General features: G+C 74.5%; 11 protein-coding genes. 1 reads left to right on the top strand and 10 read right to left on the bottom strand.

Annotated elements, in window-relative coordinates; translation table 11 throughout:
• Positions 1–8: 8 nt before the first annotated feature.
• Both NLU66_RS16110 and NLU66_RS16105 read right to left on the bottom strand, forming a co-directional pair.
• Positions 9–1,484 (bottom strand): DUF2079 domain-containing protein, encoded by a 1,476-nt coding sequence (locus NLU66_RS16110; RefSeq protein WP_259360611.1) that lies wholly within the window; start codon positions 1,482–1,484, stop codon positions 9–11.
• Between the two features lie 43 nt (positions 1,485–1,527).
• Positions 1,528–3,117: an aspartate:alanine exchanger family transporter gene (locus tag NLU66_RS16105; RefSeq protein WP_259360610.1), complete on the bottom strand. Its 1,590-nt coding sequence runs from the start codon at positions 3,115–3,117 to the stop codon at positions 1,528–1,530.
• 232 nt (positions 3,118–3,349) lie between these two features.
• Here NLU66_RS16105 and NLU66_RS17715 point away from each other — a divergent pair, with 232 nt between their 5' ends.
• Positions 3,350–6,076 (top strand): S8 family serine peptidase, encoded by a 2,727-nt coding sequence (locus tag NLU66_RS17715; protein ID WP_323374429.1) that lies wholly within the window; start codon positions 3,350–3,352, stop codon positions 6,074–6,076.
• 81 nt (positions 6,077–6,157) lie between these two features.
• Here the strand turns inward: NLU66_RS17715 and NLU66_RS16090 are convergent, their stop codons facing one another.
• The 8 genes from NLU66_RS16090 to NLU66_RS16055 all read right to left on the bottom strand — a co-directional run bounded on the left by NLU66_RS16090 (position 6,158) and on the right by NLU66_RS16055 (position 15,149).
• Positions 6,158–7,390, bottom strand: coding sequence for a sialidase family protein (locus tag NLU66_RS16090; RefSeq protein WP_259360609.1), 1,233 nt, complete (start codon positions 7,388–7,390; stop codon positions 6,158–6,160).
• 64 nt (positions 7,391–7,454) lie between these two features.
• Positions 7,455–8,633, bottom strand: coding sequence for a hypothetical protein (locus NLU66_RS16085; protein WP_259360608.1), 1,179 nt, complete (start codon positions 8,631–8,633; stop codon positions 7,455–7,457).
• Positions 8,634–8,684: 51 nt separating this feature from the next.
• Positions 8,685–9,368, bottom strand: a complete 684-nt coding sequence (locus NLU66_RS16080) for an N-acetylmannosamine-6-phosphate 2-epimerase (protein ID WP_259360607.1) — start codon at positions 9,366–9,368, stop codon at positions 8,685–8,687.
• A 28-nt stretch (positions 9,369–9,396) separates the two neighbouring features.
• Entirely contained in the window at positions 9,397–10,371 is a 975-nt protein-coding gene (locus NLU66_RS16075) for an ROK family protein (RefSeq protein WP_259360606.1), read from the bottom strand.
• Positions 10,364–11,320, bottom strand: coding sequence for a dihydrodipicolinate synthase family protein (locus tag NLU66_RS16070; RefSeq protein WP_259360605.1), 957 nt, complete (start codon positions 11,318–11,320; stop codon positions 10,364–10,366). Before NLU66_RS16070 ends, NLU66_RS16075 begins: the two co-directional genes overlap by 8 nt.
• A gap of 49 nt (positions 11,321–11,369) precedes the next feature.
• Positions 11,370–12,164: an ABC transporter ATP-binding protein gene (locus NLU66_RS16065; RefSeq protein WP_259360604.1), complete on the bottom strand. Its 795-nt coding sequence runs from the start codon at positions 12,162–12,164 to the stop codon at positions 11,370–11,372.
• On the bottom strand, positions 12,161–14,182 hold the full coding sequence (locus NLU66_RS16060) for a dipeptide/oligopeptide/nickel ABC transporter permease/ATP-binding protein (protein WP_259360603.1): 2,022 nt from the start codon (positions 14,180–14,182) through the stop codon (positions 12,161–12,163). Before NLU66_RS16060 ends, NLU66_RS16065 begins: the two co-directional genes overlap by 4 nt.
• Position 14,183: 1 nt before the next feature.
• A complete protein-coding gene (locus NLU66_RS16055) occupies positions 14,184–15,149 on the bottom strand; it encodes an ABC transporter permease (RefSeq protein WP_259360602.1) in 966 nt (321 codons plus the stop codon).
• Positions 15,150–15,222: the final 73 nt, after the last annotated feature.

Raw genomic sequence — 15,222 nt, 5'->3', positions numbered from 1 at the left:
TCCGGTGCTCAGGACCGGCAGGCCACCACGAAGCCGCCGTCGTCCGAGGTCACGGTGTAGTCCGCTCCGTACTGCTCGTGCGCCCAGGCGGCGACGTCCGCCGGCGGGGCGCCGCTCCAGGAGAAGGCCTGCTCGTCCACGAGCACGCACTGCGGGACGCGCCGGTTCGGCCCGTGCACCCACTGCACGTCGTGGTCCGGGACCGCGCGGGCGAGCAGGGTGATGTCGGAGGCGACGACGGCGCCCTCGGGCAGGGCGTCCAGGGCGCGCTCGGCCGCGGGGAGCCGCGGGCTCTCCTGCCAGGCGGAGGGGCGCAGCACGTCCACGAGGGGCAGCGCCCCGCCCAGGGTCGCCGTCACCGCGAGGGACACGCCGATCGCGAGGCCGCGCACCACGGCGCCGGGCCGGACCGCGGAGGTCCCCGTCCAGTCGCCCGCGCGGCCCGTGCGGCGGTCGCCGAGCGCATCGAGCAGCGCCGCGATCACGACCGGCATGAGGATCGCGCTGTAGTGCCAGGTCCAGTCCCAGTAGAACTCGACCGTGCCGGTGAAGCGCCAGGCGAGCGTGGGCAGCACGAGCACCAGGAGCGGCGAGCGCAGGCCCACCATCCCCGCGAGCGCGAGCAGCATGAGCACGACCTGCCACTTCGAGGCGGGGGTGAACACGTCGAAGACGGACCCGAGGTTCCCCGTGTAGTCGTAGCGCCCGCCCACGTTCAGCAGCGGGAGGATCACGAAGGTCGAGAGCACGAACCAGGCGAGCCCCCAGGCGGCGAGGCCGAGGCCCCAGCGCCGTCCCTCGGTGCGTGACCGCTCCTCGGCGCGTGACCGCTCCTCCGTGTGCGACCGCCAGGCGATGACGAGCCCCAGCATCAGCACCGTGAGCCCCAGGTCCTCCTTGACCAGGACCAGCGCCCCGCCCCACAGCGCCGCCGCCCGCACCCGCCCGCGCAGCAGGGCCGTGAGGGACAGGGCCAGCAGCGGCACCCCGAAGGCGATCTCGTGGAACTGCACCGCGGCTGCGGCCTGCAGCCCCCAGGACAGCGCGTAGGCGAGGCCCACGAGGGTGCCGGGGACCGCGCCCAGGCGGTCGATCGCGAGGCGGGCGAGCGGGATCGCGGAGCCGCCCAGCAGGAGCGCCTGCGTCCACAGCAGCGCCGCGCCCGAGGGCCACACCCACCACACGGGGGCGAGCAGCACGAGGATCGGATGGAAGTGGTCGCCCAGCAGGTTCGCGCCGTCCCCCTTGATCGGCACGATCGGGGCGGAGAACGTGCCGTAGTCCTTCGCGAGCTGGGTGAAGATCCCCAGGTCCCAGGACGGTGCGTCGAGCGAGAGCCACTGCTGCACGCCCAGCAGCCCGTAGCCGAGCGCCGCGATCAGGGCGATCAGCGGCGGCACGAGCACCCGCGCCGTGAGCAGGCTCCGCACTGGGCGGGGACCGGCGGCGGCGACGGGGCGGGGCGGGTCGGCGGCGAGGGTCACGGCACGAGCGTAGCGGGAGCGGGACGGCGGGCCCCGGGCCGGCTCACAGGAGCACGATCGCCTGCACCACCAGGATCTTCACGACCATGCCGACGGCGAAGAGGGCGGAGTAGCCGGTCTCCGCGCGCTCGTCGTCCGTGAGCGACTGGACGTGGCCCAGCAGCACCGGCTGGCCCACGAAGCCGGCCATCGCGCCGAGCGTGCGCGGGGTGGACATGCCGAGCCGCCGGCCCAGCTCCCGCAGGGCGAGCACCGAGGCGGCCGTGAGCACCGCGGCGAGCAGGGCGATCTGCAGGCCCGTGAGGCTGAAGGCGGTCGCCGCGAAGGAGTGGCCGCTCGCGAGGCCCACGCAGGCGAGGAAGAGCACGAGCCCCAGCTGCCGGATCGTGAGGTTCGCGGCGCTCGGCATCGTCCACACGAGCCGGCCCGTCCGCTCGATCCGGCCCAGCACGAGGCCCACGACGAGCGGACCGGCGGCCGCCCCGAGCGCGACGGAGGCCCCACCGCCCAGCGGCACCGCGACGAGGCCCGCGAGCACGCCGAGGGCGATGCCGAGGCCCGCGCTCGTCCAGTCCACCTCGGTGATGCGCCGCTCGCTGTCCCCGAACAGGGCGGAGATCTCGCCCATCCGCTCGCGCGGCACGACCACCCGCACCCGGTCGCCGAGGTGCAGCGGCATGTCCGGCACGGCGAGCAGGTCCCGGTCCCCGCGGCGCACCCGGGTGATGATCCCGCCGAACCGCGAGGGGATCCGCAGCTGGGCGACGGTGCGCCCGGCGATCTGCGGGTCCGAGACCACCCAGCGGCGGTAGTCGACGACGGAGCGGTCGTCGGCCAGGTGCTCGGGGACCACGCGGCCGAGCGCCCCCGCGGCGAGCCGCACGGCCTCCGGCACGCCGACGAGCAGCAGCCGGTCGCCCACCTCGAGCGAGTCCTCCGGCCGGGCGACGCGCACCGCGCCGCCGCGCAGCAGGTAGGACATGCGCACCTGGCCTCCTCCGAGGCCCGCCGTCGCGGCGATGCCGGGGATCTCCCGCACCGTCATCGCCCGCTCGACCTCGACGGTCACGGTGAGCAGGCCCGCCGCGGAGGACGGCGCCGGGTCCCGGTGCCCGCGCAGCGGGCGGTGCGCCACGGCGGAGAGCACGAGCAGGGAGACGACCACGCCGACGGGGTACCCGATCGCGAAGCCGATCGCCGGCTGCGGGGAGCCGCCGGTCGCCGCGGTCGCCGTGTCGAGCGCGGGGGAGGCGGTGGTCATGCCGGCGAACATGCCGCCGATCGCGCCCGTGTCCAGTCCCAGCAGCCGCGCCGCACCGAGGCTCGCGGCGCCCACGAGCACGAGCAGCACGGTCGCGCCGAGCACGAGCCGGGTCTGGGTGCGCAGGTCCCGGAAGACCGTCGCGCCCGCGGCGAGGCCCGTCGTGTAGACGAACAGGGCGAGGCCGAGCGCCTGCAGCAGTGCGAGCCCCTCGCCCAGGCGCGGATCGAGCGCGCCCACGGCGAGCCCCACGAACAGCGCGCCCGCCGCACCGAAGCGCACAGGCCCCAGCCGCACCGATCCGAGGGCCGAGCCCGCCGCCATGACGAGGAGCAGGACGAGCAGCGGGGAGGCGGCGAGGAAGTCCAGCATGCGACGAGCCTAGGACGCGGGGACCGTGACGCCGCAGGTCAGAGGGTGACGTGATCGGAACGTCACCGTGTCGTCCCGGTCACGGCCGAATAACGGTTTGCGTCTCCGGGGCGGTTCCGGCCCCGTGACGCGGCGCACATGGTCGAATGCCGCCAGCGGTGCGCCCCGGGAACGGTCCCGGAGGCGCGCGAGCGCGGCGCACCGCCCGTCCCCACCCCGGAGGTCCTCCTCGATGTCCGTCAGATCCACGCCGCCCACTCCCTCCTCGCCGCCGTCGGCCCCGCGCCGGCACCTCCCGCGGGCCCGCGGGCTCCTCGCCGGGACCGCCGGCGCCGCCCTCGTCGCCGGGCTGCTCACCGCCCCCGCCGCCCTCGCCGCCCCCGCGGACCTCGACCCCCTGGGCTCCGCCTCGGAGCTCGGCGTCGACGTCCCCGTCCAGGACGACCTCCTCGACGGCGCCGCCGAGGCGATCCCCGGCCGCTGGCTCGTGCAGGTCTCCGGCGACCCCGCCCTCCAGGGCGGCAGCGCGGGCGCCAACCGCACCACCCAGAAGAAGGTCGAGGACTCGGCGGAGGCCGCCGCGGTCCCCTTCACCGTGCAGCGCTCCTTCACGGGCGGCTGGAACGGCATGTCGGTCTCCATGGACGACGCCGACGTCGCCGCCCTCCGCCAGGTCCCCGGCGTCGAGGCCGTCTTCCCGGTGCTCGCCGTCGAGGCCCCGCGACCCGCCGACGCCGCCCCCGAGGACGAGTACGGCAACGCGATGACCGGGGCGGACACGCTCCAGCAGGTCGACGGCCTCACCGGCGACGGCGTGAAGGTCGCCGTCATCGACTCCGGCATCGACTACAACAACCCCGACCTCGGCGGCGCCGGGACGGACGACGAGACCGCCGACTTCCCCGGCGAGCGCGTGATCGGCGGCTACGACTACGTGGGCGACGACTACGACTCCTCGACCGCGGGCAGCACCCCGCAGCCCGATGCGTACCCCGACGACTGCGGCGGCCACGGCACCCATGTCGCCGGCATCATCGGCGCCGACGGCGAGGTCACCGGGGTGGCGCCCGAGGCGGACCTCCTCGCGTACCGGATCTTCGGCTGCGACGGCACGAGCGACACCGACGTGATCCTCGCGGCGATGGAGCAGGCCCGGGCCGACGGCGCCGACGTCGTCAACATGTCCCTCGGCGCCTCGTTCATGACCTGGCAGGACTACCCGACGGCCCAGCTCGCCGACTCCCTCGTCGCCTCCGGCACGACCGTCGTGATCTCCGCCGGCAACTCCGGCACCTCCGGCACCTTCTCGAGCGGCGCCCCGGGCGTGGCCTCCGACGCGATCACCGTCGCCTCCGTGGACAGCACCCACCGCCGCTCGCCCTTCGCGACCGCCGCCGGCGCCGACCGCGGCTACGCGGCCGCCGAGGGCGCCGTCCCCCCGCCCACCTCCGGTGAGCTCACGCTCGTCGCGGCGGGCGAGGCCGGCACCGACGCCGCGCTCGCCTGCGACCCCGCCGCCGTCCCCGCGGCGACCGGCGAGGGCCAGGCGCTGCTCGTCTCGCGCGGCACCTGCAGCTTCCGCGAGAAGGCGCTCGCCGGCGAGGCCGCCGGCTACGACGCCGTGATCCTCCACAACAACGCCCCCGGCTCCCTCTCGCCGACGGTCGAGGGCGACCCCGCCCTCACGATCCCCGTGGTCATGGCCTCGCAGGCGGACGGCCTCGCCCTCCAGGAGGCGCTCGCCGCCGGCCCGGTCACCTGGGCCTGGCAGGAGGGCACCACGGTGCTCGAGAACGAGACCGCCGGCCTCGTCTCCGACTTCTCCTCCTACGGCCTGACGGCCGAGCTCGAGCTCAAGCCCGACATCGCCGCCCCCGGCGGCTCCATCTGGTCCACGCTCCCGCTCGAGGAGGGCGGGCACGGCTCCATGTCCGGCACCTCGATGGCCGCCCCGCACGTCGCGGGCGCCGCCGCGCTGCTGCTCGAGAAGTCCCCGGAGCTCACCCCGGCGCAGGTCAAGTCCGCGATGATGAACACCGCCGACCCGCTGACCTGGTCCCTCGCCCCGGACCAGGGCTACCTCGAGCCCGTCCACCGCCAAGGCGCGGGCCTGCTCGACCTCGTCTCCGCCGCGCATGCGACGACCAGCGTCGCGGAGCCGTCGATCTCCCTCGGCGAGGGCGAGGACGGCCCCCGCACCGTGACCATCACGGTCGCGAACGCCGCCGACGAGGACCGCACCTACGACGTCGGCGTCCGCCACGGCGTCGCCACCGGCGCCCCGACCTCGGACCCGGAGTTCTACGCCGCCGAGGGGATCGCGGAGCCCTCCGCGAGCACCGTCACCGTCCCCGCCCACGGCAGCGCCGACGTCGAGGTGACCCTCGGCGAGGACTTCGGCGAGGACGGCATCATCTACGGCGGCTGGGTGACGCTCACCGGCACCGACGAGGACCTCGTGGTCCCCTTCGCGGGTCTCTCCGGCGACTACCAGGCGCTCACCGTGCTCGACGACGCCGGCGCCGGCCTGCCCGCGCTCGGCGTCTCCGACGGCGAGGGGAACGTGGACCTCGATCCCGACGGCGGCCACACGTACACGATGCAGGACGGCGACGTCCCCTACCTCGCGTACTCCCTCGCCTACCCGGCGGAGCGCTTCGAGGTCCGCGCCTACGAGGTGAGGAAGAACGGGAAGCTGAAGATCGTGAACCCGTCCGTCGGCCACGTCGCCGCGGAGGACCACCTCGGTCGCACCGAGGCCCCCGAGGTCTGGGCCTGGGACGGCAGCTACGCGCTGAAGAACGAGAAGTCCAAGTCGGTCAAGAACGGCGAGTACCTGCTCGAGCTGCGGGTGCTCAAGCCGCTCGGCGACGCCTCGGACCCCTCGGACTGGGAGACCTACACGTCCCCGACGTTCACCATCGAGAACCCGACGCCCGGCAAGCCCGGGGCGCACTGACGCGCGGACGCGCTGACGCAGGAACGGGCGGCGATCCCCTCGGGGGTCGCCGCCCGCTCCCTGTCCGGAGGGCGGATCAGGTCAGCGTGAGAGGATCCAGTCCATGTCGAGGCGCGCGACGCTGATCGCCGAGCCCACCCCCTCGTAGGCGAGCAGGAACTCGTCCCGGCCCACCGCGATGATCACCGAGTACCCGCAGTCGCCCGGCGCGAAGACCCGCTTGCGGGTCCAGGTGGCGCCGTCGTCCGTGGAGACCTCGATCGTGCCGTTCGCCCGCGTGCTCGGCACGTGCTCCGCATGCGAGAACAGCAGCACCTTGGCCTTGGCGGAGCCTCGCGGCGCCTCCGGGTAGGCGCGGGTGAGCTGCGCGTTGTTGCCCGGGTCCACGAGGGACAGATCCCGGTGGAGGTCCTCCCAGGTCTCGCCGCCGTCATGGCTGAGGGCGATCCAGCGTCGACCCGTGCGGCGGTTCTCGCGCGAGTTCATCATGAGGGTGCCGTCCGAGAGCTCGGCGACCTTGTTCTCGTCCATCTCGGTGCCGACCCTCCCGCCCCTCTCCCAGGTCTCCCCGTGGTCGTCGGAGTAGAGCGAGTACGCGGCGACGTCCTCGCCCCCGGCGGCGTTGCGGAACCAGCCCGCGAACTGCTGGACGAGTCGGCCCCGGTGCGTCCCGTAGCGCAGCTGCACGCCGGCCCCGGAGGATGCGAACATCGCGCGGCAGTCGTCGGGCTTGGCGACCTCGGTGACGGTGCGGTGCTCCCAGGTGCGGCCCGAGTCGCGGCTCACCGAGAGGTTGGCGCTGATGACCATGCGGTCCTCGTCGTCGTTGCCGTAGACGCTCGCCACGACCCCGGCGTCCTTGGAGAACACGCTGAACAGGAAGATCGTCCCGGTCTCCGTGTCCACCACGTAGGAGGGATCCGAGAAGCCGGTCTTCTCCCCGGGGACGGTCGACTCGTTCCCCGCGCGGACCACCTCGGGCTCGCCCCAGGTGCGGCCGCCGTCGGTGGACCGACGCTGCCAGATCGAGTTCGGCGCCGGGGCGTCTCCCTCGACGGGACGCTTGTCGAAGGCGGCGAGGAGGTCGCCGTTGGGCGCGACGGCGAGCGCGGGGATGCGGAAGTTCTTCACGCCCCAGTCGCCGGGGCCGGCGAGGGGCTGCTCCTCGTAGCTGCCCTGGCGGGTGCCCTCGTCCTTCGCGGGCGGGAGCGCGGCGGCCCCGGGCCGGGCGGAGGCACCGGAGGCGGTGGCGCCGAGGGCGGTCAGTGCGGCGGCGGTGCCGATCAGGCCGCGGCGGGTCATGCGGGGTTCCATCGGGTTCTCTCCTTCATCGGGGTCCTTCTTCCTGGTTCCACCCTCGGATCGCGCGGGTGCGCGGTCAGGGGGCGAGTACATCCCGCACGTCCCCCACGAGGACGGGCGCATGGGCGGCACCGGCGTTCGCCTGGTGGCCGAGCAGTCGCACCGGTGCGCCGCCGTCCTGCGTGATCCGCAGGTCGGAGAGGGCGCAGCCGGTGAGGTACCAGACGTCGGCGAGCAGGCCCCGCGCGGTGACGTCCGTGTACCAGAGGGTGTTGGCGCTGAAGGTGGGCGGCAGCACGCCCTCGAGCACGACCCCGGAGCCGGGGTCGCGGAGGGTGCCGCCGATCGGCAGCTCGAGGTGCCGCGTCCAGCGGCGGGCGGCGCCCGCGCTCGCATGGTTGAGGGTGCAGCCCGTGACGGAGCCGTGCCCCCAGTTGTCCTTCGAGGCCTCGCCGAAGGGGCCCGGGGCGGCGATCGAGTAGAGGGCGCCGTGGCAGCCGACGATCACGGTGCCCGTGAGGGTCCAGTTCCCCGAGGAGCACCACACCCCGAGCCGGCAGCTGGTGAGGACGCTCGAGGCGAGCAGCGAGTACTCGCTGCGGTCCGCCGCGGAGAGCCCGATCGTGCAGGCCTCGAAGCGGCAGCCGGTGATCTGCAGGCCGTAGGAGAAGACGTCGTCCCCGGCGTCCCCGGTCGCGGCGATCCCCGCGCCCCGCCAGCCCACGAGGTCGCAGTCGGTCACGCGGAGGTTGCGCGCGCGGTGGGAGCGGATCGCGGTGTGCGCGGTCTCGAGCGGCACGTCGATCTCCGCGAGCGCACCCTCGGCGTCGAGACCGGGCACACCGTGCAGGCGCAGCCCGCGCAGGGTGACGTCGGCGGCGCGGTCGAGGGTGAACAGCCCGTGCTCCCGCGAGGAGGGGACGAGCACCGCGCCGTTGCCCTCCACGAGGGTCCCGCTCGGCAGGGTGACCGCCGCCGGGAGCTCGTAGCGGGCCCCGGCCTCGAGCTGCACCTGCGGCGTCGCGGCGAGCACCGCCTCCCAGTCGTCGCCCGGGTGCAGCACGGGCAGGCCGGTGGCGGCCGGCTCGGCATGGGCGGCCGGGAGCCCGTCGCCCGGGGCGAGCGAGGCGGCGAGCCCCAGGCCCGCCGCCCCCAGCCCGGCGAGCATCGCCGAGCGCGGGACGGCCCGGTGCGGGCGGGCGGTGTGCGGGTGACCGGACTGCCGGGGTCGTCGGGGATGGTCCTGCTCGGTCATGGCTGCTCCGTTCGTCGTCGATCGGATGGCGGGGTCGGGCGGGGCGGCGGCTCAGGCGCCGGTGACCGCCTCGCGGAACCAGGTGGTGATGCTGGAGGGGTGGGTGATGGCGGTGCCGACGACGACGGCGCCGGCTCCGGCGTCACGGGCGGCGGCGGCCTGGGCGGGGGTGTGGACGCGGCCCTCGGCGACGAGGAGGGCGGTGTCGGGGAGGCGGGCCGCGAGCTCGGTGATGAGGGGGAGGTCGGGGCCGACGGTGCTGTCGCGGGCGGGGGTGTAGCCGGCGAGGGTCGTGCCGATGATGTCGATGCCGAGGTCGGCGGCGTGGAGGGCGGAGTCGACGCTGTCGCAGTCGGCCATGATCGGGCCGTCGAAGCGGGTGCGGATCTCCTGGATGGTCCGGTCGAGGGTGCGGCCGTCAGGGCGGGGGCGGTTCGTGGCGTCGAGGGCGAGGATGTCGGCTCCGGCGTCGATGACGGCGAGCGCGTGGTCGAGGGTGGGGGTGATGAAGACGCCGTCCTCGCCGTCCTTCCAGATGCCGATGACGGGGACGGTGACGGCGGCCTTGACCTGGCGGATGTCCTCGAGGCCCTGGGCGCGGACGGCGGTGGCGCCGCCGTCCTGGACGGCGGCGGCGACCTGGGCCATGGTGCGGGGGTCGCGCATCGGTTCGCCGGGGTAGGCCTGGCAGGAGACGATGAGGGTGCCCGCGAGCGGGGCGACGAGGGGATGCATGGGAGCTCCTTCTCGGGAGGGACGGTGGTCAGAGGGCGTGCGCGGAGGCGTGGGCCGCGGCGCCGAGCAGCGCCGCGTGCTGGCCCGAGCGGGCGGGGACGACCGGCGTCGCGGCGACGACGTCCATCGCCTCCTGGGCGAGGCCGGCCTCGAGGGCGCGCCGCCACGGCTCGCCGTCCCCGCTCATGCCGTGCGCAGCGCTGACCCCGCCGGTGAGCACCACGAGGTCGGTGTCGAGCAGGTTGAGCGCGCCGCCCAGCACGCGCCCGGTCGCACGGCCCGCGATCGTGTAGGCGCCGGCCGCGGGGCCCTCGGGATCCGCGACGGCGAGCGCGGCGAGCGCCCGGCCGTCGGCCACGGGGGAGCCGTCGGATCCCGCGGCGCCGAGCCGCCGGGCGAGGGCGAGGATGCCGGGACCGGAGGCGAGGCCCTCGAGGTGTCCGCTGCGGCCGCAGGGGCAGGGGACCCCCTCGGCCTCGGGCACCGGGAGATGCCCCAGGTGCCCCGCCGCGCCGCGCGCCCCGGTGACGACCTCGCCGCCGATCACCTGGCAGCCGCCGATCCCCGTGCCCACCGCGAGCAGCAGCATCGAGGAGGCGTCGCGGCCGGCGCCGTGGAGCGCCTCGCCGAGACCGTGGGCGTGGACGTCGTTGAGCACCGCGACCGGCAGACCGAGGCGGGAGGAGACCGCCGCGGCGACGTCCGTGCCCGCCCAGCCGCGCAGGGCGTCGGTCGCATGGGTGATGCGGCCGCGCGCGGTGTCCACGACCCCCGCGGAGGCCACACCCACCGCGAGCGGGGCGGCGTCCCCGGCGGCCGCCACCGCGAGGTCGAGGGCCGCCGCGAGGATCTCGGCGGGCCCCTCCTGTGCGGGGGTGGGGACCGTGAGCACCTCACCCGCGGTGCCGTCGCGGACGAGCGCGGCGCTGGTCTTCGTGCCGCCGATGTCGAGGGCGAGCACCCCGCCCGTCGACCCGGCGGAGGTCGGTGCCGGATCAGGCATCGGCGAGCAGCCCGGTGCTGCGGAGGATCCCGCGGATCTTCTCCACGGCCTCGCCCTCGAGCGCGGACATCGGCGTGCTCATCGTGTTCGTCGAGATCACTCCGAGCTCGCGCAGCGCCGTCTTGAAGGCGCCCACGCCGGCCGCGGGGCCGGTCTTCCCGACGGGCTGGAAGACGATCTCGAAGAGGGCCGCGAGGCGGTCCTGCTCGATCCGCACCGTCTCCCAGTCGCCGGCGCGGGCGGCGCGGTCCATGCGCACGTAGCCGGCGGGGTCCACGTTGCCGAGGCCCGGGACGGAGCCGTCGGCCCCGGCGAGGTAGGCGCCGTCGACGACGACCTCGTGGCCCGTGAGCAGCGTGAGCGGGGAGCCGGCGGCGCGGTTCATCGCGGCCAGGCGGCGGAAGGAGACGTCGTCCCCGCTGGAGTCCTTCACCCCGGTGAGGACGCCGTCGGCGCCGAGCTGCACGAGGTGCGCGGGGGAGAGCTTCGTGTGCACGCAGACGGGGATGTCGTAGGCCCAGACGGGGGCGTTCGCCGCGGCGCCGATCGTGCGGAAGTGGGTGTCGATCTCCTCGGGGCCGGTGATCGCGTAGAAGGGCGCGGTGACGACGTAGCCGGCGAGGTCCAGCTTCTCCGCGGCGCGCAGGTGCTGGAGCACGCGCGAGGTCTGCGTGTCGATGAGCCCCGCGAGCACGGGCACCTGGCCCGCGACGAGGGAGGTGACGACCTCGAGCACCTGGGCGCGCAGCGCGTCGTCGAAGAAGGCGATCTCGCCGCTCGAGCCGAGCGCGAAGAGGCCGTCGACGCCGCCCTCGAGGTGGCGGGCCACGAGCCGCTCGAGCGAGGGCACGTCGAGCGCGCCCTCGGGGGTGAGCGGGGTGAGCAGCGGCGGGACGACACCGGTCAGGGGAGCGGTCTCGGTCGAGGTCGCGGGGGCGGTGGTGGTCATGGGAGCTCCTGAGGTCTGCGTGAGGAAGGTGAGAGGTGGGAGGGAGGGGTCAGAGGAGGGACGGTGCGGCGGCCAGCAGGCTGCGCGTGTACTCGTCGGTCGCGGAGGCGAAGACGCTCGCCGCGTCGCCCTGCTCCACGACCTTGCCGCGGTGCATGACGATGATCGAGTCGGAGACGAACCGGACGGTCGAGATGTCGTGGGAGATGAACACGAGGCCCAGTCCCAGCTCCTTCTTGAGGTCCGTGAGCAGGTTCAGCACCTGCGCGCGCACCGAGACGTCGAGGGCGCTCGTGGGCTCGTCCGCGACGATGACGTCCGGCTGGAGCGCGAGCGCGCGGGCGATCGCCACGCGCTGGCGCTGACCGCCGGAGATCTGCCGGGGCAGCACGTCGAGCGCGGAGGCGGGCAGGCCCACCTTGTGCACGAGCTCGGTGACGGTCGCGAGGCGCTGCGCCTCGGTGCCGATCCCGTGCACGCGCAGCGGATCCATGAGCGCCTCGCGCACGAGCATCCGCGGGTTCAGCGCCGTCGCCGGGTCCTGGAAGACCACGGAGACGGTGCGTCCCAGCTCGCGGCGCGCCGCCCGGGAGCGGCCCAGGCGCTTGCCCTGGAAGAGCACCTCGCCGCTGGTCACCGGCTGCAGGCCGGTCATCACCCGGGCCAGGGTCGACTTCCCGGAGCCGGACTCGCCGACGATCCCGAGGACCTCGCCGCGGCCCAGCGAGACGCTGATGCCGTCCACGGCGCGGATCGTGTCCGGTCGCAGCAGGGAGCCGGTGCGCAGCTTGTGCACGACGTGCACGTCCCGCAGCTCGATGACGGGGGTGGTGGTCTCGCTCATCGCTTCTCTCCTGCCTCGGCGGCGGCCAGGGCGCCGGGGAGGTCCCCGGTCGCGGCCACGAGATGGGTGGTGCCCGGGACGGGGAGCAGCCGCGGCGGGAGGTCCGCGCGGGCGGCGGGGTCCTGGCTGCGCGGGGCGAAGCGGTCGCCGCGCGCGAACTCCCGCGGGGAGGGCACGGTGCCCGGCACCTGCAGCAGCCGCTCGGCCTGCGCCTCGATCGAGAGCACCGATCCCAGCAGGCCGCGGGTGTACTCGTGACGGGGATCCACGAGCAGGTCACGGGTGTCGCCCTGCTCGACGACCTGGCCGGCGTACATGACGGTCACGCGGTGGGCGAGCTGCGCGACGAGCGCGAGGTCGTGGCTGACGAACACCATCGCGAAGCCGAGCTCGTCGCGCAGCCGCAGCAGCAGCTCGACGACCTGCTTCTGGACGGTGACGTCCAGGGCCGTGGTGGGCTCGTCGGCGATGACCACGCGCGGGTCCCGGGTGAGCGCCATGGCGATGAGCACGCGCTGGCGCTGGCCGCCGGAGAGCTCGTGCGGGTACGAGGCGAGGGTGCGCTTCGCGTCCAGTCCCACGAGCTCGAGCAGCTCCGCGGCGCTGCGGGTGCCGCCGCGACGGGTCAGCTGCGCCATCTGGGAGCGGATGAGCATCGAGGGGTTCAGCGAGCTCAGCGCGTCCTGGTAGATCATCGCGACGCCGTGTCCGCGCAGCTCGTTGAGCCGGCGGGCGTCGAGGTCCAGCAGGTTCACGCCGTCCAGCAGGACCTCGCCGGAGACCTTCGCGGTGCGGGGCAGGAGCCCCATCACGGCGAGGCTCGTGACGGACTTGCCGGAGCCGGACTCGCCCACCAGGCCCATCGTCTCGCCGGGGCGCACGGTGAAGGAGACGCCGTCCACGATGTCCACGTCGCCGTGGGCCTCGGGGAAGGAGACGTGGAGGTCCTTGACCTCGAGCACGGGGGCGGCGGCGGGGTCGATCCCGGTGCGGGCGGGGCGGGCGAGCTCCGCGGTGCGCAGGCGCCGCAGGGACTCGGCGAGCACGTGGTCGGTCGTGGTGTGGTCGACGGCGCCGAGCACCTCATCGGGACCGGTGTCGCCCGTGGCGGCGGTCTCGACGGCGCGCTCGTCGGCGTCGACGTCGACCGTGTGCTTCACGCGGGGGCTCGCGAGGGCGTCGGTGAGCCCCTCGGAGAGGATGTTCAGCGAGAGCACCGTCAGCAGGATCGCGACGCCCGGGAAGAAGGTGGGCCACCAGTAGCCGGCCAGGAGCACGGCCTTGCCCTCGGCGATGATGTTGCCCCACGAGGGGTTCGGGGGCTGCACGCCGGCGTTGATGAAGGACAGCGACGCCTCGAAGACGATCGCGTCGGCCACGAGCACGGTCGTGAACACGAGAATCGGGGCGAGGCAGTTGCGGGCCACGTGCTTGATCAGGATCCAGCCGGTGGAGGCGCCCATGACCTGGGAGGCGGCCACGTAGTCCTCGCCGAACTGGGCGAGCACGTTCGCGCGTACCACGCGCGCCAGCTGCGGCACGTAGAGGAAGGCGATCGCGAGGATCAGCACCGGCAGCGAGGTGCCGAACACGGCGACGAACACGGCGGCGAGCGCGATGCCCGGGAAGGACATGATCACGTCGAGCACGCGCATGAGGATCTCGGAGGGGATCCGGGCGGCGGTCGCCGCGAAGGAGCCCAGCAGCGCGGCGACCACGAGGGCGGCGCCGGTCGCGCAGAGGCCGATCAGCAGCGAGGCGCGGGCGCCGTGGAGGATCCGGCTGAGCACGTCGCGGCCCACCGAGTCGGTGCCCATGAGGTGCTCGCCGCTCGGCGGCTGCACGGGGGTGCCGGTCGCGAGCGGGTCGTAGGGGGAGATGAGGGGGGCCAGCGCCGCCGCCAGGATCAGCAGCAGCAGGAAGCCCACGGCGATCCTCGAAGCGAGGGGCAGGTCCCGGAGGCCGCCCAGGCGGCCGCCGGAGACGGAGGTGAGTCGGTTCTGGAGTCGCGCTCGCATGTCAGATGCTCCTGATCCGCGGGTTGACGAGGACGTACAGCAGGTCCACGAGGATGTTCACGACGATGAAGGCGATCGCGACGGTGAGGGTCACGCCCTGCACGAGGAACACGTCGTTGCGCTTCACGCCGTCGAGGATGAGCTGGCCCATCGCCTGGATGTTGAAGATGATCTCGATGATCACGGCGCCGCCCATGAGGTAGCCGACCCGCAGGCCGAGCACCGTGATCGGGGTGATCAGGGCGTTGCGCAGCACGTTGCGGGAGACGACGACGGGGTAGGGGACACCGGCGCCGACGGCGGTGCGGACGTAGTCGCGGTCCAGCTCCTCGACCATCGCGGTGCGGACCACGCGGGTGAGGGAGCCGGCGACGGGCACGCCGAGCGCGATCGCGGGGAGGGCGACGTTGCGGGCCCAGGTGGCCGGGTCGGCGAGGGCGCCGACCCACTGCGCGACGAGGGCGGGGAAGACTCCCCAGCCGCCGGGCACCTCGCCGAGCCACTGGATGAGCAGGATCGCGAGCCAGAAGCTGGGGGTCGCGAGCGCGGCGATCGAGAGCACGCGGATCACCTGGTCGACCCAGCGGTCGCGGAAGAGGGCCGCGAGCACGCCGAGCACGGCGGCGACGACGATCGCGAAGGCGAGGCCCAGGAAGGTCAGCTGCAGCGTGATCGGGAAGGCCTTCGCGACGACCTCGGTGACCGGGGTGCTGCCGGAGGTGGTGCCGAGGTCACCGTGCAGCATGCCGCCGAGGAAGGAGAGGTAGCGGACGATCAGCGGGTCGTCCAGGCCGTTGGCCTCCCGGTAGTTCTGGAGCGCCTCGGCGGAGGCGGACTCCCCGAGCGCGAGGCGCGCGGGGTCCGAGGGGGAGAAGGACATGACGACGAAGACGAGCAGGGTGACGCCGAGGATCATCAGCGGCAGGGAGACGAGGCGTCGTCCGACGAGTCGGAGGAGCTGGGTCACGGGAGGGCCTCCAGGAGGGCCGGGTGCGGCGGGCGGTGGCGGGCGGGGCGCGTCGCGCGGCGGCGACGGGCCC

It is taken from the genome of Brachybacterium sp. NBEC-018, assembly GCF_024860185.1.
Classification (GTDB): domain Bacteria; phylum Actinomycetota; class Actinomycetes; order Actinomycetales; family Dermabacteraceae; genus Brachybacterium; species Brachybacterium rhamnosum.
Note: the sequence above shows the minus strand (reverse complement) of the source record. Positions and strands in the feature narration are given on the sequence as shown.

Bases quoted from the DNA above. Each gene is read 5' to 3' on its own strand.
- NLU66_RS16105 (WP_259360610.1), bottom strand. From the start codon at position 3,117: ATGCTGGACTTCCTCGCCGCCTCCCCGCTGCTCGTCCTGCTCCTCGTC.
- NLU66_RS17715 (WP_323374429.1), top strand. From the start codon at position 3,350: ATGTCCGTCAGATCCACGCCGCCCACTCCCTCCTCGCCGCCGTCGGCC.
- NLU66_RS16090 (WP_259360609.1), bottom strand. From the start codon at position 7,390: ATGGAACCCCGCATGACCCGCCGCGGCCTGATCGGCACCGCCGCCGCA.
- NLU66_RS16085 (WP_259360608.1), bottom strand. From the start codon at position 8,633: ATGACCGAGCAGGACCATCCCCGACGACCCCGGCAGTCCGGTCACCCG.
- NLU66_RS16080 (WP_259360607.1), bottom strand. From the start codon at position 9,368: ATGCATCCCCTCGTCGCCCCGCTCGCGGGCACCCTCATCGTCTCCTGC.
- NLU66_RS16075 (WP_259360606.1), bottom strand. From the start codon at position 10,371: ATGCCTGATCCGGCACCGACCTCCGCCGGGTCGACGGGCGGGGTGCTC.
- NLU66_RS16070 (WP_259360605.1), bottom strand. From the start codon at position 11,320: ATGACCACCACCGCCCCCGCGACCTCGACCGAGACCGCTCCCCTGACC.
- NLU66_RS16065 (WP_259360604.1), bottom strand. From the start codon at position 12,164: ATGAGCGAGACCACCACCCCCGTCATCGAGCTGCGGGACGTGCACGTC.
- NLU66_RS16060 (WP_259360603.1), bottom strand. From the start codon at position 14,182: ATGCGAGCGCGACTCCAGAACCGACTCACCTCCGTCTCCGGCGGCCGC.